Genomic DNA, 21,677 nt, shown 5'->3' on the forward strand with positions numbered 1-21,677 from the left:
CAGCATTTTACCCGAGCCCGACTCACCGGGTCCGACCAAGTTACCCGCCAAGGATCCATGAGCATCATTGACAACAAGAAAGCCTTCTTCGACTACTTCATCGAGGAGCGATACGAAGCCGGGATCGTGCTCGAAGGATGGGAAGTCAAGGCGATTCGCGCCGGGCGGGCGCAGATCAAGGAAGGCTACGTCGTCGTCAAACACGGTGAAATCTTTCTGATCGGCGCAAATATCAGCCCGTTACAGACAGCGTCGACTCACATCAAGCCCGACCCGGTCCGCACGCGCAAGCTCCTGCTCAAGGCCGACGAAATCAAGAAACTGATCGGCAAGGTCGAGCAGCGCGGCTACACGCTCGTGCCCCTGAACTTCCACTACAGCAAAGGTCTCGTGAAATGCGAGATCGGACTGGGCAAGGGCAAGAAGCAGCACGACAAGCGCGAAACCGAAAAGCAACGCGACTGGGATCGCGAGAAAGCCCGCCTGATGCGCACACCGACGCCGGCGGCGGACTGACGACGTCCGTGATGCCGCCTGCGATGGCAAGTGCAGCGCTCTTGCAGTTCCCTCTCAGCACCCGCAGTGTCGCCAACGCGGCACCATAGAAAAACGGCCCCTCGGGGCCGTTTTGCTTTTTCAACCACGCAATCGATCAGCGCCGAACGCTGGAGCCACCGAAGCCCGCTACGCCGCCAGTGCCGCCAGCACCACCGGCACCCGCCCCCGCACCTCCACCGCCTGCGCCGCCACCCGAGCCGCCCTCCGTGCCACGCACGATCTTGAGCGCCGACGCGATCATGCCGCTCATGTCCGTCAGATTGCCCGGCACGATCAACGTGTTGCCAGCCTTCGCGAGCTTGCTGAACGCGTCGACATACTGCTCGGCCACCTTCAAGTTGACGGCTTCCATACCGCCCTGCGTCTGAATGGCCGTCGCAATCTTGTGAATGGCCTCGGCGTTGGCTTCCGCCACTGCGAGAATCGCCGACGCTTCACCCTGTGCCTGATTGATCTGCGCCTGACGCTCGCCTTCGGACTTCTGGATCGCCGCTTCGCGCGCGCCAGAAGCAAGGTTGATCTGCTCCTGACGCTTGCCTTCCGATGCCGCAATCAACGCGCGCTTTTCACGCTCAGCCGTGATCTGCGCCTGCATGGCGTGCAGAATTTCCTTCGGCGGCGTGAGGTCCTTGATCTCGTAACGCAGCACCTTCACCCCCCAGTTCGATGCCGCTTCATCCAGCGCATTGACCACACTGTGATTGATGTAGCCGCGCTCTTCGAACGTCTTGTCGAGCTCCAGCTTGCCGATCACGCTACGCAGCGTCGTCTGCGCCAATTGCGTGATGGCCACGATGAAATTGCTCGAACCATACGATGCCTTCATCGGGTCGGTGACCTGGAAGTACAGAATGCCGTCGACCTGCAACTGCGTGTTGTCCTTGGTGATACAGATCTGGCTCGGCACATCGAGCGGAATTTCCTTGAGCAGATGCTTGTAGGCCACACGATCGACGAACGGTACGACGATCGACAGACCCGGCGTAAGCGTGGCGTGATACTTGCCGAGACGCTCAACCACCCAGGCGTGCTGCTGCGGCACGATCTTGATCGAGCGCGCCGCGATGATGATCGCAATGATGAACAGAATGAACGCGACGTTGGATAGAGCGAACATGGTTTCCCCTGAAGCGCCGGCGAATACTGCCGGCTAGTTCCCCGTTGCGTGAAAACACGGGGCGTATATCGTATACGGTCACTGCAACGCGTTTGCCCGGCGCGCTAACCAATCAGTGACTTTTCCTATGCAGCCGAATGCAGTCCTAGGCGACCTCGTGCACCACGAACAACCGGCTGCCGCGCACTTCGCGAATCACGAACCAACCGGCACTCGGTGCCTCCCCCGGCAACAACTCGACATCCCACTCCGCGCCACGATACTTGGTGCGCGCACTGCCGTCGGCCTGCCAGGCTTCGACATGCAAACGCTCGCCGATATCCAGATTGGCATTCGGATCGGCCGTCGCGTCGACCTTGATGCGACGACGCCCGAACCTGCTACGCCGCAACAGCCAGACCGCCACGGCAGCTACCACGGCGGCCGCGACCAACTGACCGGGCCAGCTGACGCCCAACAGCGCCGCCACACCGCCGGCGAACATACCCAGCGCAACCATCAGCAGATAGAACGTGCCGCTGGCAAGCTCCAGCACTACAGTCAATCCGGCAACGCCGAACCACAGCCAAGCCTGCTCCATTGCGATCCCCAAAAAACAAAAAACCCCGGTGTATTACCGGGGTTTATAGCATGAAACCGTGGCCATCAGCGCACGCGTCCCATGGGGCTAGCGGCCATTTGGGCGACGTCCGACACGTGGACCGGACTCTTCCCAAACGGGCGCCGACGCCGTTACATCACTTCAACACCTTGGCGAGTTGCTGCCACGTCTCGACAACCGTATCCGGGTTGAGTGACATGGACGCAATGCCTTCCTTCGCCAGCCATTCGGCCAGATCCGGATGGTCCGACGGACCCTGACCGCAAATGCCGACGTACTTGCCCTTCGCCAGACATGCCTTGATGGCACGGCTGAGCATGAAGGTCACCGCCGGGTCGCGTTCGTCGAAGTCCTTGGCCAGCAGTTCCATGCCCGAGTCGCGGTCCAGACCCAGCGTGAGCTGCGTCAGGTCGTTCGAGCCGATCGAGAAGCCGTCGAAGTATTCGAGGAACTCGTCGGCCAGAATGGCGTTCGACGGCACTTCGCACATCATCACCAGCTTCAGACCGTTGTCGCCACGCTTCAGGCCATGGCCTGCGAGCATGTTGACCACGCGCTCGGCCTGACCCAGCGTACGCACGAACGGCACCATGATTTCGACGTTCGTCAGACCCATTTCGTCACGCACGCGCTTGAGTGCACGGCACTCCATCGCGAACGCTTCGGCGAAGTCTTCCGAGATGTAGCGCGAGGCGCCACGGAAACCCAGCATGGGGTTTTCTTCATCCGGCTCGTAACGCGAACCGCCGACCAGCTTCTTGTACTCGTTGGACTTGAAGTCCGACAGACGCACGATCACGCTCTTCGGGTAGAACGCCGCCGCGATGGTGGCAATCCCTTCGGCCAGCTTGTCGACGTAGAACGCCTTCGGCGACGCGTGACCGCGAGCGACCGACTCGACGGCCTTCTTCAGGTCCGCGTCGATGTTCGGGTACTCGAGAATCGCGCGCGGGTGCACGCCGATGTTGTTGTTGATGATGAATTCCAGACGCGCCAGACCCACGCCTTCGTTCGGCAGTTGCGCGAAATCGAAAGCGAGTTGCGGGTTGCCCACGTTCATCATGATCTTCACCGGGATCTTCGGCATTTCGCCGCGCTGGATCTCGGTCACTTCGGTCTCGAGCAGACCGTCGTAAATCTTGCCTTCGTCGCCCTCGGCACACGACACCGTCACCAGTGCGCCTTCCTTGAGCACGTCGGTCGCGTCGCCGCAACCGACCACGGCCGGCACACCCAGCTCACGCGCGATGATGGCCGCGTGGCACGTACGGCCGCCACGGTTCGTCACGATGGCCGCAGCGCGCTTCATCACCGGCTCCCAGTTCGGGTCGGTCATGTCGGCCACGAGCACGTCGCCCGGCTGCACACGTTCCATCTCGCTCGGGTCCATGATCACGCGCACGGGACCGGCGCCGATCTTCTGACCAATGGCACGGCCCGTGGCCAGCACCGGGGCATCGCCCTTGAGCTTGAAGCGTTGTTCGATCTTGCCGGCCGACTGGCTCTTCACCGTTTCCGGGCGTGCTTGCAGGATGTAGATCTTGCCATCCTTGCCGTCCTTGCCCCACTCGATGTCCATCGGACGGCCGTAGTGCTTTTCGATGATCAGCGCGTACTTGGCCAGCTCGACGCAATCGTCGTCGGTGATCGAGTAACGGTTGCGCAGTTCCATCGGCACGTCGACGGTCTTCACACGGCCCGGTTCGCCCGGCTGCGTGAATTCCATCTTCAGGAGCTTGGAGCCCAGCGTGCGGCGAATGATCGGGTACTTGCCGGCCTTGAGCGTCGGCTTGAAGACGTAGAACTCATCCGGGTTCACGGCGCCCTGCACCACCGTCTCGCCCAGACCGTAGCTCGACGTGATGAACACCACGTCCTGGAAGCCCGATTCGGTGTCGATGGTGAACATCACGCCCGATGCGCCGGTGTCCGAGCGGACCATGCGCTGCACGCCAGCCGACAGTGCGACCTCGGCGTGCGTGAAGCCCTTGTGCACGCGGTACGAGATAGCGCGGTCGTTATAGAGCGACGCGAAAACGTGCTTCATGCGATCGAGCACGCTGTCGATGCCGACCACGTTCAGGTAGCTTTCCTGCTGACCGGCGAACGAGGCATCGGGCAGATCTTCTGCGGTGGCCGACGAACGCACGGCAAACGACGCATCCGGCTGGTCTGCCGTGATGCGTGCGAACTGCTCGCGAATGTCTTTTTCGAGCTGCGGTTGCAACGGCGCGTCGACGATCCATTGACGGATGTCGGCACCGGCTTCTGCGAGCGCCTTGACGTTATCGACGTCCAGACCCTCGAGACGCTTGGCAACGCGTTCGGTGAGATTGTTGTGCTGGAGGAACTCGCGGAAAGCGAAGGCGGTCGTGGCGAAACCACCCGGCACGCGCACGCCGGCGCTGTCCAGTTGGCTGATCATTTCACCAAGCGATGCATTCTTGCCGCCGACCGACTCGACGTCGGTCATGCGCAGATGCTCAAACGGCACCACGTAGGCGCCGTCGTGTGCTGCGTTAGTCATAAAAGCCCCTAAGGTAAGAAAAAAAATTCTCGGCGAATCGGCTGGGACTGACATGGGCCGACTGACCTGTTGGATAAGAAATCGCGCGAAGGCGATGTCGGCGGCCAGGGGCTAGCTCCCGACAACTTGCCTCGACCGTCCGAATTTCCCGGAGCGCCGCACCGGGCGGGCCTCTGACAGGAACTCACGCGACGCTCGCGCAATTGCTTATCCAACAAGTTGCCGCTATTCTACCGTGCAATGCACCATTTTGCGATTCTGCGCATGAGCGAAGCCTCTACTCCCCCGAATTCCCCGGCAAGCCCCGCCGTTGCTGCCGATACGTCTGCCGCAGCGGTTAAACCCGTGAGCGTGCGCCCGGTCTTTATCGTGTCCGACGGCACGGGCATCACGGCGGAAACCTTTGCGCATTCGATCCTCGCGCAATTTGAGATGCGTTTTCGTCAGATTCGCGTTCCGTTCGTGGATTCCGTCGATAAAGCCTATGAGACGGCGCAACGGATCAATGAAATGTATCGGGTCGACAATGTCCGCCCGATTATTTTCAGCACGCTCGTCGATGCGCGTGCCAATGAGATTCTGCGCAACACGCAGGGCGTGATTCTCGACATGTTCCAGACATTCATCGAGCCGCTCGAACTGGAACTCGGGCTCAAGTCGATGCACGCCATCGGCCGCGTGCACCAGAACGCGGACAGCGAGGCGTACAAGAACCGGATCGAAGCGGTGAATTTCTCGCTCGCGCACGACGATGGTCAGTCGAACAAGAATCTGAAGAGTGCGGATGTGATTCTGGTGGGGGTTTCGCGCAGCGGCAAGACGCCGACGACGCTGTATCTCGCCATGCAGTACGGCGTGAAAGCGGCCAACTACCCGCTGATTCCGGACGATTTCGAGCGCGAGAAACTGCCCTCCACGCTCGATCAGTTCAAGGACAAGATCTTCGGCCTGTCCATCGACCCGATCCGCCTGTCGGAAATTCGTAATGAGCGCCGCCCGGGCAGCAAGTACGCTTCGCTGGAGAATTGCCGTTACGAGGTCAACGAAGCGGAAGCCATGATGCGCCGCGAAGGCATCAAGTGGCTGTCGTCGACCCACAAGTCGATCGAAGAAATTGCCACGACGATCCTTCAGGAAATCAAGCTCGAACGCGACGTTTATTGATAGTCAACTCAGCCGCTGACGCACTGCCTCGAACAGACAAATGGCAGCGCACGCGGCGACGTTGAGCGACTCCATGCCGCCCGGCTGCGGAATCCGCACGGGCGTCTGCACGCGCTCCAGCCAATGCGGCGATACGCCCGCCCCTTCATTGCCGAAGATCCACGCGACCGGCTGCCGCAAATCCTCCTGATACAGCGATGTCTTCGCCTGCAAGCTCGTTGCCAGCAGCGGCACCGCCAATCGCGGCGCCAGCGAATCGGGCGTGCAATGTTCGACGATATTCAGCGAGAAATGCGCGCCCATGCCGGCGCGCAGCACCTTGCTCGACCACGCTAGTGCCGTCCCCGACATGCAATACACGTCGCGCACCCCGGCCGCCGCTGCGCTGCGCAGAATCGACCCGACGTTACCGGCATCTTGTACCGCATCGAGAATCACGCAATCCGCCGTTTGCGACGCCGGCAGGTGGCCATTCGGCATCTCCACCACGAACAGCAGCGGCACGCCGTTCACCAGCGTCGAGAGCGGCTCGAAAAGCGCATGCGGCAGGCTGACCCGGCGATCGGGATCGACGCGCGCCCAGATGGCAGCCACTTCGTCGTTATCGAGCGCCTCTTCCGCCGCCACGCAAACGAGCGGCTGACCCAGCGCGCCGAGATACGCGTCGGCCAGATGCACGCCTTCGAGCAGCGTCTGCCCGAGCTTGCGGCGTTGCTGATTCGACTGCGCGAGTTGCTTCAGTCGCTTGTAGAACGGGTTGTCTTTGGAACTAATCAGTTTCATGAGGACAGGGCCACGCGTGAGATCGTGAGCGCACCGAATTTCTCGAACGCCTCACGCACCGGGGCAAACGATTGGCGGTGATGCGGGCTCGGCCCGTGCGTGCGCAAAGCTTCCAGATGGCGCGGCGTGCCATATCCCGCGTGCTCGTCGAAACCATACTGCGGGAACGCTTCGTGCAGTTCGACCAGTTGACGGTCGCGCGTCACCTTTGCAAGGATCGACGCAGCGGAAATGGCCGGCACCTTGTCATCGCCCTTGACGATGGCTTCGGCGCGCATGGGCAGCACCGGGCAGCGATTTCCGTCGATCAGCGCCAGCGACGGCACGCGCGGCAGTCCAATCACGGCTCGCTGCATCGCCAGCATGGTCGCGTGCAGAATATTGAGCGAATCGATCTCGGCGACGCTTGCTTCGGCGATGTAATACGCCAGCGAACGCTCGATGATCTCTTCATAGAGCGCTTCACGGCGCTTCGCCGTCAGCTTCTTCGAGTCGGCGAGCCCTTTGATGGGACGCGACGGATCGAGAATGACCGCCGCCGTAACCACCGGCCCCGCGAGCGGGCCACGACCCACTTCGTCGACACCGCAGATCAGATCGGCTGCAATTTCACCGAACAGATCCAGCGACATTTGCGGCACTGCGGCCTTGGCGGCCCGTGTACGCGGCTTCACGACCGGCGACGATACTTCGGCCGCATTTTGCTCACGCGACGCGCTACGACTCGTCCTGCGTCCTTTGACGATGTCTTCGCTCATAGACGCCCTTTCTCGCGCAACACACGCTCGATCACTTCTGCCGCACGTGCGGCCGTGTTCTGGCGCAACTGCTCGTGAATTTTGGTGAAGCGCGCCTGTAACGACTCGCGCAACGCCGGGTCGGTCAGTTGCTTCCACACGGCATCTGCCAGCGCTTCCGGCGTGGCGAAATGCTGCAACAACTCCGGCACGACAAACTCCCCGGACAGGATGTTGGGCAACCCGACATACGGCAGATAGCCCTGCCGCTTCATGATCTGCGCCGTCAGCCAAGGCACCTTGTACGAGATCACCATCGGCTTCTTGTACAGCGCCGCTTCCAGCGTCGCGGTGCCACTCGCCAGCAAGACGCTGTCCGACGCTTCGAGTGCCAACGGGGCTTTCCCGTCAGTCACCGTCAGATTCAGGTCGTTATGCGCATCGAAAATCGGTTGCATCAAGTTACGCAGACGCGGCGTCGCGGCGGGCAAGACGAAGCGGATCGACGGATCGCGCTGCGCAAGCAGGCGCATCGCTGCGAAGAATACCGGTGTCAGGCGCTGCACCTCGGAGGTCCGGCTGCCGGGCAGGATCGCCACGACCGGCGCGTCGCCGGTCAGGCCCAGCTTGGCGCGAGCCCCTACCACATCGGGCACCATCGGAATCTTGTCGGCCATGGGGTGCCCGACAAACGTCGCATCGATTCCCGCGCGATGGTAGATCTCCGGCTCGAACGGAAACAGGCAGAGCATGTGATCGACGGCGCGCTTGATCTTCTTGATACGTCCGCCGCGCCACGCCCAGATCGACGGGCTCACGAAGTGAATCGTCGGGACGCCCGCCTCACGCAGCTTGATTTCGAGATCGAAGTTGAAATCCGGCGCGTCGAAACCGACGAACGCTATCGGCTTGTCAGCCAGCCAGTGCTCGCGCAGTTGCTTGCGGATCGAGAGAATTTCGCGCAGATGCTTGATGACTTCCACATAGCCCATGACCGACAGCTTGTCGATCGGCCAATAGGCGTTGAAGCCCTCTTCGGCCATATGCGGGCCACCGACACCTGCATACGCGATGTCGGCGGGAAGACTCTGCTTGAGACCGGCAAGCACGTTGCCGGCAATGAGATCGCCAGACAACTCCCCGGCCACCATCGCCAGGGTTCGCTGGCCGGTACCGGGAAGGGTCGGCGGCATAGGTCAGCGCACGATACCGCGCGTGCTGGTATTGAGGAAGTCGAGCAGTGCGAGCACCGAGCCGTGAACGTCGGCAGCTTCGGTGGCGGATGCAGCCGCCGAGTTGGCCTTGTCGAATGCGTCGATCTGCGCCTTGGCTTCGTCGAGCGTCAAGCCGCTCTTGTAGAGCAGCTTGTACGCATCGCGCAACGCCTTGATCGCATCGGCGGAGAAGCCACGGCGACGCAGCCCTTCGACGTTGATGCCGTACGGCACTGCGCGGTCACCCGAGGCGATCACGAACGGCGGCACGTCCTGCACGAGGACCGACGCGCCACCGACCATCGAATGCGCACCGATGCGCACGAACTGATGCACGCCGGTCATGCCGCCGATGATGGCCCAATCGCCAACGTGGACGTGCCCTGCCAACTGCGCATTGCTCGAGAACACCGTGTGATTGGCCACGTGGCAATCGTGCGCGATATGCACGTAAGCCATGATCCAGTTGTCGTTACCGACGCTGGTCAGGCCGCCGTCCTGCACCGTACCGGTGTGGATGGTCGTGAACTCGCGAATCGTGTTGCGATCGCCGATCACGAGCCGGGTGGGCTCGCCAGCGTATTTCATGTCTTGCGGCGTGCCGCCAATCGACGCGAACGGGCCGATCTTGTTGCCCTCGCCCAGCGTCGTGTGACCGTCGATGACCGTGTGCGACAGGATCTGCGAGCCCGCGCCGATCGTCACGTTCGGCCCGACGATGGCGTACGGACCGACGACAACGTCGTCAGCCAGTTGCGCCTTGGGATCGACAACTGCGGTGGGATGAATATTCGTCATGGACGTCTCGGTTCCGGTTATTCGCCGTTCTTCTTGACCATGCACGTAAACTCGGCCTCGGCGGCAACATTGCCATCAACGAGTGCCTGCCCCTTGAACCAGTAGATGGAACGCTTGTGCTTCACGAAGTCGACGTCGAGCACGAGCTGGTCACCCGGTTCGACCGGACGCCGGAAGCGAACGTTCTCGATACCCACGAAATAGTAGAGCGTGTTCTCGTCATGCACGGCTTCTTCCGAGAACGTGAGCAGCGCCGCGGCCTGGGCCAGCGCTTCGACGATCAGCACGCCCGGCATCACCGGGCGCTGCGGATAGTGCCCCGTGAAGTACGGCTCGTTGATCGTGACGTTCTTGATGACCTTGATGTTCTTGTGCGGCTCGAGAGCGATCACGCGGTCCACCATCAGCATCGGATAGCGATGGGGCAACAGCTTCATGATCTTATGGATGTCGAGCTTGCTGACGTCGACGATATTGGTATTGGTCTCGCTCATTTGTCTTGCAGGTCCTTGACCTTCGCTTCAAGTTGACGCACGCGGTCGCGCATCTTGTCCAGATTGCGCATGATCGCCGCGTTTTTATTCCATTCGGCGTTCGGAATTGCCGGAAACGCGCTGGTGTAGGTACCCGGCCCCGGAATCGACTTCGACACGCCCGATTTGGCCGTGACGATGACACGATCGCCGATGGTCACATGGCCCGCTACGCCGACGGCCCCGCCCAACATACAGAACTTCCCGATGGTACTGCTGCCGGCAATGCCCGTGCAGGCGGCGATGACGGTATAGGCACCGACCCGCACGTTGTGCGCGATCTGCACTTGATTGTCGATCTTGCAACCGCGCTCGATCACCGTATCCGCCATTGCACCGCGGTCGATCGAGGTCGACGCGCCAATCTCAACGTCGTCTTCGATCACTGCCCGGCCGACTTGCGGAATCTTCACCCACTCCCCGCCTGCGGCGGAAAAGTCGGGAGCAAAACCGAAACCGTCGGAGCCGATCACCGCACCCGCGTGAATCACGCAGCGCGCACCGATCACGCTCGTGTGGTACAGCGTCGCATTCGGATACACATACACGTCGTCGCCCAGCGTCGTGCCACGGCCGACGAACACGTTCGCCACCAGTTGCACACGCTCGCCAAGACGAACGCCGGCTTCGATCACCACGTTCGGGCCGATCACGCACGACGCCGGTACCACCGCCGTCGCATCGACCACAGCGCTCGGGTGAATGCCTGCGACCGGCGCCGGCGTGGCAGCGTCGGCGAACATCTGCGCAACCCGTGCAAAGTACGCATACGCGTTGGGCGCTATGATCCACGCACGGCCGTCGTGCGACGGCAGTTTGTCGAAATCGGCTTGGGAGAGAATCACGGCCGCCGCACCCGAATCGGGCACTTCGGCGAGATATTTCGGATTGGACAGAAACGCGAGTTCACGCGCGCCGGCACGATCGAGCGGCGCCAGACCTTCGACAGCGACCTCGGCGTTGCCGACGAGCGTGCCACCGAAGCGGGCAACCAACTGAGCGAGCGAGACCGACATGGAGCGCGCCCCCGTCACTTGCCGCCAGCGGTGCCGTTGCCCGAACTTGCGTTCAGCGTCTTGAGCACCTTGTCAGTGATATCGATGCGCGGGCTCACGTAGACCGCTTCTTGCACGATCAGATCGTACTTTTCCGCCTCGGCAATCGACTTGATCACGCGGTTTGCGCGATCGAGCACGGCCGCGAGTTCTTCATTGCGACGCTGGTTCAGGTCTTCACGGAATTCGCGCTGCTTGCGCTGGAATTCCGTGTCGGCCGCGGCCAGATCGCGTTGACGCTTGGCGCGCTCGGCGTCGGACAACGTGGCGTTGTCCTTGTCGAGCTTGTCCGACATCGCCTTGAGGCGTGCAGCCATGGCCTGAAGGTCCTGATCTCGCTTGGAGAACTCGGCTTCGAGCTTGGCTTGTGCGGCCTTGGCCGGTGCTGAATCGCGCAAGATGCGATCCGAATTGACAGCGGCGATGCGCGCATCCTGAGCCGAAGCGGCAAATGCCGCACCAGCCAGCAACGCCGCGGCCACGCCGCGCAGGCAATGCTTACGGATACCGTTCAATGTATTACCCCTTACAACGATGAAACATTCGGAACCGGTCGATGTGCCGTCGTTAGAACGACGTACCGACCTGGAACTGGAATTTCTGATACTGGTCGCCCGTCTTCTTGACGAGCGGGAAGCCCATCGAGAGCTTGAGCGGGCCAATCGGCGAAATCCACGACAGGCCGAAACCGTAAGAATAGCGCAGGTTATTCAGCGTAATCGCCTGGCCGTTATCGAACACGTTACCGCCGTCCATGAACGTGAAGATACGCAGCGTACGGTCATAACCGGTGCCCGGCAGCGGGAACGTCAGTTCGATGTTACCGATCAGCTTCGACGCACCACCCAACGGTTCGCCGTTGGTGTCCTTCGGGCCCAGCGAGCTCGGCTCAAAACCACGCACCGAGCCGATACCGCCGGCGAAGTAGTTCTTGAAAATCGGGAACGGCTGACCGCCCATCCCGTGGCCGTAGCCCACTTCACCATTCAGTGCCAGCGTGAAGCCGCGGCTCACCGGGTAGTAGTACTGGTGCTGGTAGTACGCACGGAAGTACTTGGTCGTCCCGATCGGCGTACCGACTTCGATGTTGGCCTGTTGATAGTGACCGCGATTCGGGATCAGCGCGCTGTCACGCGAGTCGCGCGACCAACCCACCGTCAGCGGGTAGTTGTTGCTGACGTAACCGAACTGGTTCGCGTAGTCGATGTAGCGTTGCGGCGTCGTGCCGTCGCTGGTCAGGTGCAGACGCGTCTGCTCGAAACCGATGCCGAAGAACACGGTATCGACTTCCGAGAACGGCACACCGAACTTCAGGTTGCCGCCCAGCGTGTTGATACGGAAATCGGAGTCGCTCGTGAGCAGCAGCGGCTGATACGTACGGTAGTAGACGTCGGTAATACGGCTCACGCCGTCGACGGTGAAGTACGGATCGACCTGCGTCACGGCCAACGTACGGTAGGTCTTACCGGTATTCACGTTCACCGACAGCGACGTACCCGAACCGAACACGTTGTCCTGGCTGATACCCGCTTGCAGCACGACCTTGTCGGTCGACGAGAAGCCGGCACCGACGTTGATCGTACCGGTCGGCTTTTCTTCCACCTTCACCTGAAGGTCGACCTGGTCGTTCGAACCGGCCACCGGCTCGGTCGTCACGTTCACGTCGGTGAAGTAGCCCAGACGGTTGATACGGTCTTGCGAGAGCTTCAGGCGGTCGGCGTCGTACCACGAGCTTTCCAACTGGCGCAGTTCGCGGCGAATCACTTCGTCGCGCGTGCGCGAGTTGCCCACGATGTTGATCTTGCGCACGTACACACGGCGGCCCGGATCAATCGTCAGCGTCAGCGCCACGGTGTGGTTGTTACGATCGATGGTCGGCTGGGCGTTCACGTTGGCGAACGCGAAGCCGTAGTTGCCGAGCAGGTCAGAGATCGCTTTCGTGCTCGCTTGCAGCTTGGCAGCCGAGAACGTATCGCCGGCCTTGAGTTGCACGAGCTTCTGCACGTCGTCCTGCTTGCCGAGCATTTCGCCGGTGAGCTTGACGTCCGAGACCTTGTACGGCTCGCCTTCGTGCAGGTTGATCGTCAGGTACATCTCGTCCTTGTCCGGCGTGATCGAGACGTCGGTGGAGTCGATGTTGAATTCGAGATAGCCACGGTTCAGGTAGAACGAACGCAGCTTTTCCAGATCGCCCGTGAGCTTGTCTTTCGAATACAGATCGTTCTTCGAGTACCACGACAGCCAGTTCGGCGTGCCCAGTTCCATTTCGGCCTGAAGGTCCGACGTCGAGAAGGCCTTGTTGCCGACAAAATTGATCTGCTGGATCGTCGCCTTGGGGCCTTCGGTCACGGCAAACTGGATGCCCACGCGATTGCGTTCGAGCGGCGTAATCGTCGTCTTCACCTCGGCAGCGTAGTAACCGCGCGTAAGGTATTGACGCTTGAGTTCCTGTTCCGACTTGTCGAGCAAGTTGCGGTCGAAGGTGCGGCCTTCAGTCAGACCGACCGAGCGCAGTGCCTTCTTCAGACCGTCCTTGTCGAATTCCTTGATGCCGAGGAAGTCGATCGTTGCAATGGCGGGGCGCTCATTGACGTGCACCACCAGCACGCTGCCTTGCGCCTCAACGCTCACGTCCGAGAACAGGCCCGTGGCATAAAGGGCACGAATTGCTTCGGTGCCCTTATCGTCGTTGAACTTGTCGCCCGGCTTGACCGGCAAGTAAGAGAACACGGTGCCGGGTTCAATACGCTGCAAGCCCTCCACTCGGATATCCTTGACCACAAACGGCTCGACGGCGCGTGCCAGGAAACTGTGTGCCGCCAGAACCGCAATCACCAGGGTCTTCGGAACAAGGTGGTATTTATTCGACAACTTGCTTCCCCAAGAAACAATTGAATCGTGAAAAACTCGGATTTGCCTGCGACCGGCAGGCACGTGACGCTGTCAGGGCGGAAGAATCACCCTAGTGCAACAATTTCGACAGGTCATTGAAAAGTGCTACGGCAGAGAGCGCAAGGATGCAAACGATGCCCACTCGTTGCAGCGCGCCCTGCCACCGCTCGGAGACTGCCCGACCGGTAATCGCTTCGACCGCATAATATAACAGATAGCCACCGTCCAAAACCGGAATCGGTAGCAGATTCAATACGCCCAGGCTGATGCTGACAAGGGCCAGAAAGGCTACGAAATAATCGAGGCCGAGGCGCGCCGATCGACCCGCATAATCCGCAATCGTGACCGGGCCGCTCAAATTCTTGAGCGAGGCCTGCCCCGTGATCATCTTGCCGAACATCCGCACGCTGAACGCCGTGACATCCCACGTGCGCTGCGCACCGCGCCCGACCGCCTCGAACAGTCCGTAACGCACCGTGACGGTGTCGACCTGACTCGCCAGCGCCGCACCGATCTTGCCCACGCGCGCCCCGCCCGCCTGCTCGGCGTCGACTTCGGCGCTCGGCGTCAGCGTCACATCCTGTGTCGCCCCTGCCCCATTGCGGCGAATCGTCAGTGTCATCGGCTTGCCGGGGTGCGCCCGCACGGCGTCGACGAACGCCTTCGCCGAGGCAATCGGGCTACCGTCGACGGCCGTGATCTCGTCGCCCACGCGCAGGCCGGCCTTGCCAGCCGCGCCATCAGGCAACAGTTGCCCCACTTTGATGCGCGCCGACGGCACCAGCCCCAGACGCTGCATGAAGTCCTGCTCGCTGTCGGCATCGAAATGCTGCCCGGCAGCGTCCAGCGTGTATTCCGCCCGGCCGTCACGTGTGCGTGCCACGAGCGTGACACGTTGGCCGTCGATCATCGGATCGACCAGACGCCAGCGCAAATCTTCCCAGGAGCGCACCGGGCTTTCGTCGCCCACGGCTTCGTCCGGGCTATTGCCGTTCTCGCGAACACCGGTAATGAGTTCGCCGCCCGCCAGACCGGCGCGCGCCGCCAGCGTGCCTGCCGCCGGGGCGGCCACGCGCGCGACCGGCTCCGTCACGCCCGCGAGATTCAGACCGGCGTAAAGCGCAATGGCAAGCAGGAAATTGGCGATCGGCCCCGCCGCGACAATGGCGAAGCGCTTGTAGACCGATTGACGGTTGAACGCGCGCGGCAGGTCTTCGGGAGCGACAACCTGCGTCTCGTCGCGTTCGTCGAGCATCCGCACGTAGCCGCCGAGCGGCAGCGCGCAAAGCGTCCATTCGGTGCGATCCCGCCCCATCGTCCACTTGATGAGCGGCGCACCAAAGCCCACCGAGAATCGAAGCACCTTCACACCGCACAGCCGCGCGACCGTGTAGTGCCCCAACTCATGGAATACCACCAGCACACCAATGGCGACGGCGAAGGCGAGCAACGTGGTGAGCAGGGTCATGAGCGAGATCGGGCCGCGGTGGTATTACGACAACAGGGAAAACAGCGTCATGACGACGCCGGTGCCGGCAGTTTGGCCACATAGGCCGTTGCCAGTTCACGGGCACGGCGGTCGGCTTCGAGCACGACGTCGAGCGACAACGCCTCACCCACGGCCTCGCTGTCGAGCACGTGCTCGACAACTTGCGAGATCGCCGTGAAGCGAATGCGGCCTTCAAGGAAAGCAGCGACGGCGATTTCGTTGGCCGCGTTGAGCAACGCACCGGCCGTGCCGCCGCGATGCAGCGTTTCGAACGCGAGGCGCAGGCACGGGAAGCGGCGCAGGTCCGGCGCTTCGAACGTCAGCTTGCCGATATCGGCGAGATTCAACCCCGCGACACCCGACGTCACGCGATCCGGGAACGCCAGCGCGTGAGCAATCGGCGTGCGCATGTCGGGGTTGCCAAGCTGCGCGAGCGTCGAGCCATCCGTATAGGTGACCATCGAATGGATCACGCTCTGCGGATGAATCAGCACTTCGATACGCTCGGGCGGCATGTTGAACAACCAGTGCGCCTCGATCACTTCGAGACCCTTGTTCATCATGCTGGCCGAGTCGACCGAAATCTTCCGGCCCATCACCCAGTTCGGGTGGGCGCAGGCTTCATCCGGCGTCACATTGTCGAGCGATGCCAGTTCGCGTTCGCGGAACGGGCCACCGGAAGCCGTCAGCACCAGCTTCTCCACGCCACGCGTGGAAATGCGGTTCTCGCCGGCCACTTGCGGCAGGCACTGGAAAATAGCGTTGTGTTCGCTGTCGAGCGGCAGCAATGTGGCGCCGGCGCGCTCGGCCGTCGCCATGAACAGCGCCCCGGAGAGCACCAGCGACTCCTTGTTCGCCAGCAGAATGCGCTTGCCGGCGCGCGCCGCAGCCAGCGTCGATTGCAGACCGGCAGCGCCCACGATGGCCGCGACGACCATGGTGGCTTCGGCCGCTTCGGCCACATCGATCAGCGCTTGCGGACCGTAGGTCACTTCGATCTTCAGTCCGGCATCCGCCAGACGCGCCGCAATCTGGCGGGCACCGTCGGCGTCCGCCACCACAGCAACCTGCGGGCGGTGCGCGACGCACTGCTCGAACAAGCGGTCGAGGTTGCGGTGCGCCGTCAGCGCGTAGACGGAGAAGCGATCGGGATGACGGCCCACGACATCGAGCGTGCTGACGCCGATGGAGCCGGTGGAGCCAAGAATGACGAGACGTTGCGACATGATCAGACGAAGAGCAGAGCCAGTGGCAGCACCGGAAGCAACGCATCGATGCGATCGAGCACGCCTCCGTGGCCGGGCAGCAGCGCGCTGGAATCCTTCACGCCGGCTTGCCGTTTGAGTTGAGATTCGAACAGGTCGCCGACGACCGAGAAGGCCACCAGCACCGTGAGCGCGATCACGCCGAGCCCAAGGCCGAGCGTGTTGGCGAGATGCGAAACAATGGTCGGTGCCTGAAGGCCGCTCGCGAGCACAACGCCCGCCACGACCAGCACCAGCAGCCAGCCGCCGATGGCCCCTTCCCACGACTTGCCGGGACTGATCGACGGCGCCAGCTTGCGCCGCCCGAACGCGCGTCCGGCAAAATATGCACCGGTATCGGCAAGCCAGACGATGACGAGCACCGACAGCAGGAATGCCACGCCTTGCTCACGCGCCAGACACAACGCCTGCCATGCGGCAATCAGCAACACCGGGCCGGCAACGAGCAACAGCCCGCGCCATGCGCCTTTCGTTGCCGGTTTGCGCAACAGCGTGAAGGGACCGGCGAGCACCCAGAAAATGGCGGCGGGCTTGAGCCAGATATGCGTGAGCGTCCAGCCGCCCGCCCACGTCATGCCCACGCCAAGCAAGGCGAGCGCGCCATAAAACACTGCGCCGGTGCCGTTCAGGCCGACCAGGCGGCCCCATTCCCAACCCGCCGCGGCAACAATCACGGCGGCGAGCAATGCAAACTGCGCCGGCGTACCGACGAAGATCACAGGCAAGAGAATGGCAAGGAGTACGACAGCGGTAATAACGCGTGTCTTGAGCATCAGGCGGAGTGTCCCGAGGGGTTCTGGACTTGCGCGCTGGTACGGCCAAAGCGTCGCTCACGTTGCTGAAACTCGGCAACCGCGCGTTTAAGCGTATCGGCGTTGAAGTCCGGCCAGAATTCTTCGGTGAAATACAGTTCAGTGTACGCCAGTTGCCAAAGCAGAAAATTACTGACGCGCTGATCGCCACCGGTGCGGATAAACAGATCCGGCTCCGGTGCGTAAGCCATGCTCAGGTACGGCGCGAGCTCGTCTTCGGAGAACGACGTCTCGAGTCCGGCGGCCCCGCCCTGCGCCACACGCTCGGCAGCGAGCTTCTGCGCAGCTTGCAGGATGTCCCACCGGCCACCGTAGTTGGCGGCAATGGTGAGCGTGAGGCCCTTGTTGTCTTTCGTGCGTGCTTCGGCGCGGCGCACCAGTTCCTGGATGCGTGGCTCGAAGGCTTCAAGTGCACCGATGACGCGCAGGCGAATGCCATTGCTATGCAACTTGCCCACTTCACGCTCGAGCGCGAGGATGAACAACTGCATCAGCGTCGAGACCTCGTCCTGCGGACGACGCCAGTTCTCGGAACTGAACGCGAACAACGTCAGGTACTCGACACCGAGTTCGGCGCAGGCCGTCACGGCCTCGCGCACGGCATCGACGCCGCGCTTATGCCCTGCAACGCGCGGCAATTTACGACTGGTAGCCCAACGCCCGTTGCCATCCATGACGATGGCAACGTGGCGCGGAATACTTGCTGTTTCAGGAACAGTAAGCGTGGAGCTGAGAAAACCCATTGAGATACGGCGCGGGAGTCAGGGCGTAGGTCGGCGAGGAATCAGGCGTTGAGTGCTTGCGCACTCACACCTTCATGATCTCGGCGTCCTTCTGCTGAACCAGCTCGTCGATCTCGACGACGGACTTGTCCGTCAGCTTCTGAACGACATCGCTGCCACGGCGCTCGTCGTCTTCCGAGGCTTCCTTTTCTTTCACGAGCTTCTTGAGCTGCTCGTTGGCGTCACGGCGCAGGTTACGCACGGCAACCTTGGCGTTTTCGCCTTCCGACTTGACCAGCTTGGTCAGCTCACGGCGACGCTCTTCGGTCAGCATGGGCATCGGCACGCGAATCAGATCGCCTTGCGTGGCCGGGTTCAGGCCGAGATCGGCGTCGCGAATGGCCTTTTCGACCACACCGACCATCTTCTTTTCCCACGGCTGCACACCGATCGTGCGGCCGTCGACGAGCGTCACGTTGGCGACTTGCGAGATGGGCACCATCGAGCCGTAGTAGTCGACCTGCACGTGGTCAAGCAGACCGGTATGCGCGCGTCCGGTACGAATCTTCGCAAGGTTGCCCTTGAACGATTCGATCGAGCTCTGCATCTTTTGCTCGGCATTCTTCGTGATGTCAGCAACGGTCATGACAACCTCCAAACCTAGAATTGATACGCAAACAAACGTAAATGATACGGCGTCGGCACGCCAATGCGCGCCGACGCCGCAATTTGAACTCAAACGTGGACGAGCGTTCCCTCGTCTTCGCCCAGGATGACGTGCTTGAGCGCGCCCGGCTTCACGATCGAGAAAACGCGCACCGGCATCTTCTGATCGCGGCACAGCGCGAAAGCGGTGGCATCCATGACCTGCAAGTTCTTCGAGATGGCTTCATCGAAGCTGATGGTCGAGTACTTGACGGCGTCCGGATCCTTCTTCGGATCGGCCGAGTACACGCCGTCGACCTTCGTAGCCTTGAGCACGACTTCGGCACCGACTTCCGAACCGCGCAGCGCTGCGGCCGTGTCGGTCGTGAAGAATGGGTTGCCCGTACCGGCGGCGAAGATCACAACTTTACCTTCTTCCAACTGACGGATCGCGCGGGGGCGGATATACGGCTCCACCACCTGATCCATGCGCAGCGCGGATTGCACACGCGCTTCGATACCGGCGTGACGCATGGCGTCCTGCAACGCCAAGGCGTTCATCATGGTGGCCAGCATGCCCATGTAGTCGGCCGTTGCACGGTCCATACCGGCGGCACCGCCTGCCACACCACGGAAGATGTTACCGCCGCCGATCACGACAGCCAGTTGCACGCCCAGGCGAACGACTTCGGCAATATCGGCCACCATCCGTTCGATCGTCGAACGGTTGATGCCGAATGCATCGTCACCCATGAGGGCTTCACCAGAGAGCTTGAGAAGTACGCGTTTATAAGGAGTAGACATGGCGGTCCCTAAGAAGTCTGGTCTGGCACTGTGGGTATTCTGGATGAAACAACGGGGACGGCACCGCCGCCCCCGGATACTACGGTACTGCGCGAATTACGACTGCTTGGCGGCGGCCACTTGTGCTGCCACTTCTGCTGCGAAGTCGTCTTGCTTCTTCTCGATGCCTTCGCCGACCACGAACATGGTGAAGCCCTTCACCGTCGTGTTGTTGGCCTTGAGCATTTGCTCGACGCTCGACTTGTCGTCCTTCACGTAAGCCTGGTTCAGCAGCGAAACTTCCTTCAGGAACTTCTGCACGCTGCCTTCCACCATCTTCGCGACGATTTCAGCCGGCTTGCCCGATTCGGCAGCCTTCTGCGAAGCGACGCTGCGCTCCTTCTCGATCAGGTCGGCCGACACTTGGTCTGCCGACACCGACACCGGCTTCATGGCGGCGATGTGCATTGCCACGTTCTTGCCCACTTCAGCGTCGGCACCGTCGAACTCGACGACCACGCCGATACGCGTGCCGTGCAGGTACGCGGCCAGCTTGCCAGCCGTTTCATAACGCTGGAAGCGGCGGATGGTCATGTTTTCGCCGATCTTGCCGATCAGGTCAGCACGGATCTGCTCAACGGTCTTGCCGTCGAGCGGCAGTGCCGACAGAGCAGCCACGTCAGCCGGGTTGTTGTCAGCGACGAGCTTGGCCACGTCGTTGGCAAACTTCAGGAAGTCGTCGTTCTTCGAAACGAAGTCGGTTTCGCAGTTGATTTCGACCACGGCACCCTTGCCGCCGTCGATGTAGGCTGCGATCACGCCTTCAGCCGTGATACGGCTGGCGGCCTTGCTGGCCTTGCTGCCCAGCTTGACACGCAGGATTTCTTCGGCACGGACCATGTCGCCATCGGCTTCGGTCAATGCCTTCTTGCATTCCATCATCGGCGCATCGGTCTTGGCGCGCAGTTCGCCCACCATCGCTGCAGTAATTGCCGGCATATCGTTACTCCTGTCTATCGAATCAGTCGGGCGGATGGCACCCAGGCGGCCGCACTGCCCTGCCCAGGCGCCCCGCGCACCCGACGCGGGGAAATCGGACTAAAAAAAAGGGGCGCCACAAGCAGCCCCTTTTGTTACGCAGCGGTGGCCGCTTACGCCTCTTCGTTCACTTCGACGAAGTCGTCGCCTTCACCGCGCACGGCTTCGACGACTTCCTTGACGGCGTTTGCACGGCCTTCGAGGATCGCGTCAGCAACGCCTTGCACGTACAGTTCGACAGCCTTGCTCGAATCGTCGTTACCCGGGATGACATAATCCACACCTTCCGGCGAGTGGTTCGTGTCAACCACGGCGATCACCGGAATGCCCAGCTTGTTGGCTTCGGTGATGGCAATCTTGTGGTAACCGACGTCGACCACGAAGATGGCGTCGGGCATACCGCCCATTTCCTTCACGCCGCCGATCGACTTTTGCAGCTTGGCCATTTCGCGATCGAACAGCAGCGCTTCCTTCTTGCTCATGCGCTCTTGTTCGCCGGCTTCCAGCGCCTGCTCCATGTCCTTCAGCTTCTTGATCGACGACTTCAGGGTCTTGAAGTTCGTCAGCATGCCACCCAGCCAACGGTTGTTGACGAACGGCTGGCCAGCGCGGCCTGCGGCTTCCGCCACGATTTCACGCGCTTGACGCTTGGTGCCCACGAAGAGGATCGTGCCGCGGTTTGCAGCCAGTTGGCGCACATACTTCAGCGCGTCCTGGTACATCGGCAACGTCTTTTCGAGGTTGATGATGTGGATCTTGTTGCGATGGCCGAAGATGTAAGGGGCCATCTTGGGGTTCCAGAAACGGGTTTGGTGACCAAAGTGGACGCCCGCTTCCAGCATCTGACGCATAGTGACAGACATGTGATTCTCCGTGAGGGTTGGGTCTTAGACCGGCTGCCGTACCCGTTTCGTCAGACTGCCATACAGCTTTGCATGACCCGC

At 61.6% G+C, this 21,677-nt stretch carries 20 protein-coding genes and 1 pseudogene; 2 read left to right on the forward strand and 19 right to left on the reverse strand.

Annotated elements, in window-relative coordinates:
- Positions 1 to 54: 54 nt before the first annotated feature.
- Positions 55 to 516 (forward strand): annotated as a pseudogene (smpB, locus tag CDV46_RS00195) (SsrA-binding protein SmpB); the annotation flags it as partial.
- A 136-nt stretch (positions 517 to 652) separates the two neighbouring features.
- Here smpB and CDV46_RS00200 read toward each other — a convergent pair.
- The 3 genes from CDV46_RS00200 to ppsA all read right to left on the reverse strand — a co-directional run bounded on the left by CDV46_RS00200 (position 653) and on the right by ppsA (position 4,803).
- A complete protein-coding gene (locus tag CDV46_RS00200; RefSeq protein WP_254915883.1) occupies positions 653 to 1,675 on the reverse strand; it encodes an SPFH domain-containing protein in 1,023 nt (340 codons plus the stop codon).
- Between the two features lie 145 nt (positions 1,676 to 1,820).
- The gene (locus tag CDV46_RS00205; protein WP_087721463.1) at positions 1,821 to 2,255 is read right to left on the reverse strand and encodes an NfeD family protein; all 435 of its coding nucleotides are present in this window, start codon (positions 2,253 to 2,255) and stop codon (positions 1,821 to 1,823) included.
- A 157-nt stretch (positions 2,256 to 2,412) separates the two neighbouring features.
- On the reverse strand, positions 2,413 to 4,803 hold the full coding sequence (ppsA, locus tag CDV46_RS00210) for a phosphoenolpyruvate synthase (protein ID WP_087689095.1): 2,391 nt from the start codon (positions 4,801 to 4,803) through the stop codon (positions 2,413 to 2,415).
- 264 nt (positions 4,804 to 5,067) lie between these two features.
- Here ppsA and ppsR point away from each other — a divergent pair, with 264 nt between their 5' ends.
- Positions 5,068 to 5,967: a posphoenolpyruvate synthetase regulatory kinase/phosphorylase PpsR gene (ppsR, locus tag CDV46_RS00215; RefSeq protein WP_084656603.1), complete on the forward strand. Its 900-nt coding sequence runs from the start codon at positions 5,068 to 5,070 to the stop codon at positions 5,965 to 5,967.
- Positions 5,968 to 5,970: 3 nt separating this feature from the next.
- Here ppsR and CDV46_RS00220 read toward each other — a convergent pair whose 3' ends face one another.
- From CDV46_RS00220 to rpsB, 16 genes are all read right to left on the reverse strand, one after another.
- Entirely contained in the window at positions 5,971 to 6,750 is a 780-nt protein-coding gene (locus CDV46_RS00220) for a TrmH family RNA methyltransferase (RefSeq protein ID WP_087689096.1), read from the reverse strand.
- The gene (rnhB, locus tag CDV46_RS00225; protein WP_170936030.1) at positions 6,747 to 7,382 is read right to left on the reverse strand and encodes a ribonuclease HII; all 636 of its coding nucleotides are present in this window, start codon (positions 7,380 to 7,382) and stop codon (positions 6,747 to 6,749) included. The genes CDV46_RS00220 and rnhB overlap by 4 nt, the downstream gene beginning before the upstream one ends.
- A 122-nt stretch (positions 7,383 to 7,504) precedes the next feature.
- Positions 7,505 to 8,680 carry a lipid-A-disaccharide synthase gene (lpxB, locus tag CDV46_RS00230; protein ID WP_176398970.1) on the reverse strand — a complete coding sequence of 392 codons (1,176 nt, stop codon included), beginning with the start codon at positions 8,678 to 8,680 and terminating at the stop codon, positions 7,505 to 7,507.
- A gap of 3 nt (positions 8,681 to 8,683) precedes the next feature.
- Positions 8,684 to 9,499 (reverse strand): acyl-ACP--UDP-N-acetylglucosamine O-acyltransferase, encoded by an 816-nt coding sequence (lpxA, locus tag CDV46_RS00235; protein WP_087689099.1) that lies wholly within the window; start codon positions 9,497 to 9,499, stop codon positions 8,684 to 8,686.
- 17 nt (positions 9,500 to 9,516) lie between these two features.
- Entirely contained in the window at positions 9,517 to 9,993 is a 477-nt protein-coding gene (gene fabZ / locus CDV46_RS00240; protein WP_058378970.1) for a 3-hydroxyacyl-ACP dehydratase FabZ, read from the reverse strand.
- The gene (gene lpxD / locus CDV46_RS00245) at positions 9,990 to 11,048 is read right to left on the reverse strand and encodes a UDP-3-O-(3-hydroxymyristoyl)glucosamine N-acyltransferase (protein ID WP_087721466.1); all 1,059 of its coding nucleotides are present in this window, start codon (positions 11,046 to 11,048) and stop codon (positions 9,990 to 9,992) included. Before lpxD ends, fabZ begins: the two co-directional genes overlap by 4 nt.
- A 14-nt stretch (positions 11,049 to 11,062) precedes the next feature.
- Complete coding sequence (locus CDV46_RS00250) at positions 11,063 to 11,602, reverse strand: OmpH family outer membrane protein (RefSeq protein WP_058378972.1); 540 nt, start codon at positions 11,600 to 11,602, stop codon at positions 11,063 to 11,065.
- Between the two features lie 52 nt (positions 11,603 to 11,654).
- Complete coding sequence (gene bamA, locus CDV46_RS00255) at positions 11,655 to 13,958, reverse strand: outer membrane protein assembly factor BamA (protein ID WP_170936025.1); 2,304 nt, start codon at positions 13,956 to 13,958, stop codon at positions 11,655 to 11,657.
- A gap of 91 nt (positions 13,959 to 14,049) precedes the next feature.
- A complete protein-coding gene (gene rseP / locus CDV46_RS00260; protein ID WP_087721467.1) occupies positions 14,050 to 15,447 on the reverse strand; it encodes an RIP metalloprotease RseP in 1,398 nt (465 codons plus the stop codon).
- 47 nt (positions 15,448 to 15,494) lie between these two features.
- A complete protein-coding gene (gene ispC, locus CDV46_RS00265; RefSeq protein ID WP_087721468.1) occupies positions 15,495 to 16,694 on the reverse strand; it encodes a 1-deoxy-D-xylulose-5-phosphate reductoisomerase in 1,200 nt (399 codons plus the stop codon).
- Positions 16,695 to 16,696: 2 nt separating this feature from the next.
- Positions 16,697 to 17,506 carry a phosphatidate cytidylyltransferase gene (locus tag CDV46_RS00270; protein ID WP_058378976.1) on the reverse strand — a complete coding sequence of 270 codons (810 nt, stop codon included), beginning with the start codon at positions 17,504 to 17,506 and terminating at the stop codon, positions 16,697 to 16,699.
- Complete coding sequence (uppS, locus tag CDV46_RS00275; protein WP_087689104.1) at positions 17,506 to 18,288, reverse strand: polyprenyl diphosphate synthase; 783 nt, start codon at positions 18,286 to 18,288, stop codon at positions 17,506 to 17,508. Before uppS ends, CDV46_RS00270 begins: the two co-directional genes overlap by 1 nt.
- Positions 18,289 to 18,352: 64 nt before the next feature.
- Entirely contained in the window at positions 18,353 to 18,913 is a 561-nt protein-coding gene (gene frr, locus CDV46_RS00280) for a ribosome recycling factor (RefSeq protein ID WP_058378978.1), read from the reverse strand.
- 89 nt (positions 18,914 to 19,002) lie between these two features.
- Positions 19,003 to 19,716 (reverse strand): UMP kinase, encoded by a 714-nt coding sequence (pyrH, locus tag CDV46_RS00285; protein ID WP_058378979.1) that lies wholly within the window; start codon positions 19,714 to 19,716, stop codon positions 19,003 to 19,005.
- Between the two features lie 96 nt (positions 19,717 to 19,812).
- Positions 19,813 to 20,694 (reverse strand): translation elongation factor Ts, encoded by an 882-nt coding sequence (gene tsf / locus CDV46_RS00290; RefSeq protein WP_058378980.1) that lies wholly within the window; start codon positions 20,692 to 20,694, stop codon positions 19,813 to 19,815.
- A 152-nt stretch (positions 20,695 to 20,846) separates the two neighbouring features.
- Positions 20,847 to 21,596 (reverse strand): 30S ribosomal protein S2, encoded by a 750-nt coding sequence (gene rpsB, locus CDV46_RS00295; RefSeq protein WP_058378981.1) that lies wholly within the window; start codon positions 21,594 to 21,596, stop codon positions 20,847 to 20,849.
- Positions 21,597 to 21,677 lie beyond the last annotated feature (81 nt).

This window comes from Pandoraea sp. PE-S2T-3 (assembly GCF_002179965.1).
Classification (GTDB): Bacteria; Pseudomonadota; Gammaproteobacteria; order Burkholderiales; family Burkholderiaceae; genus Pandoraea.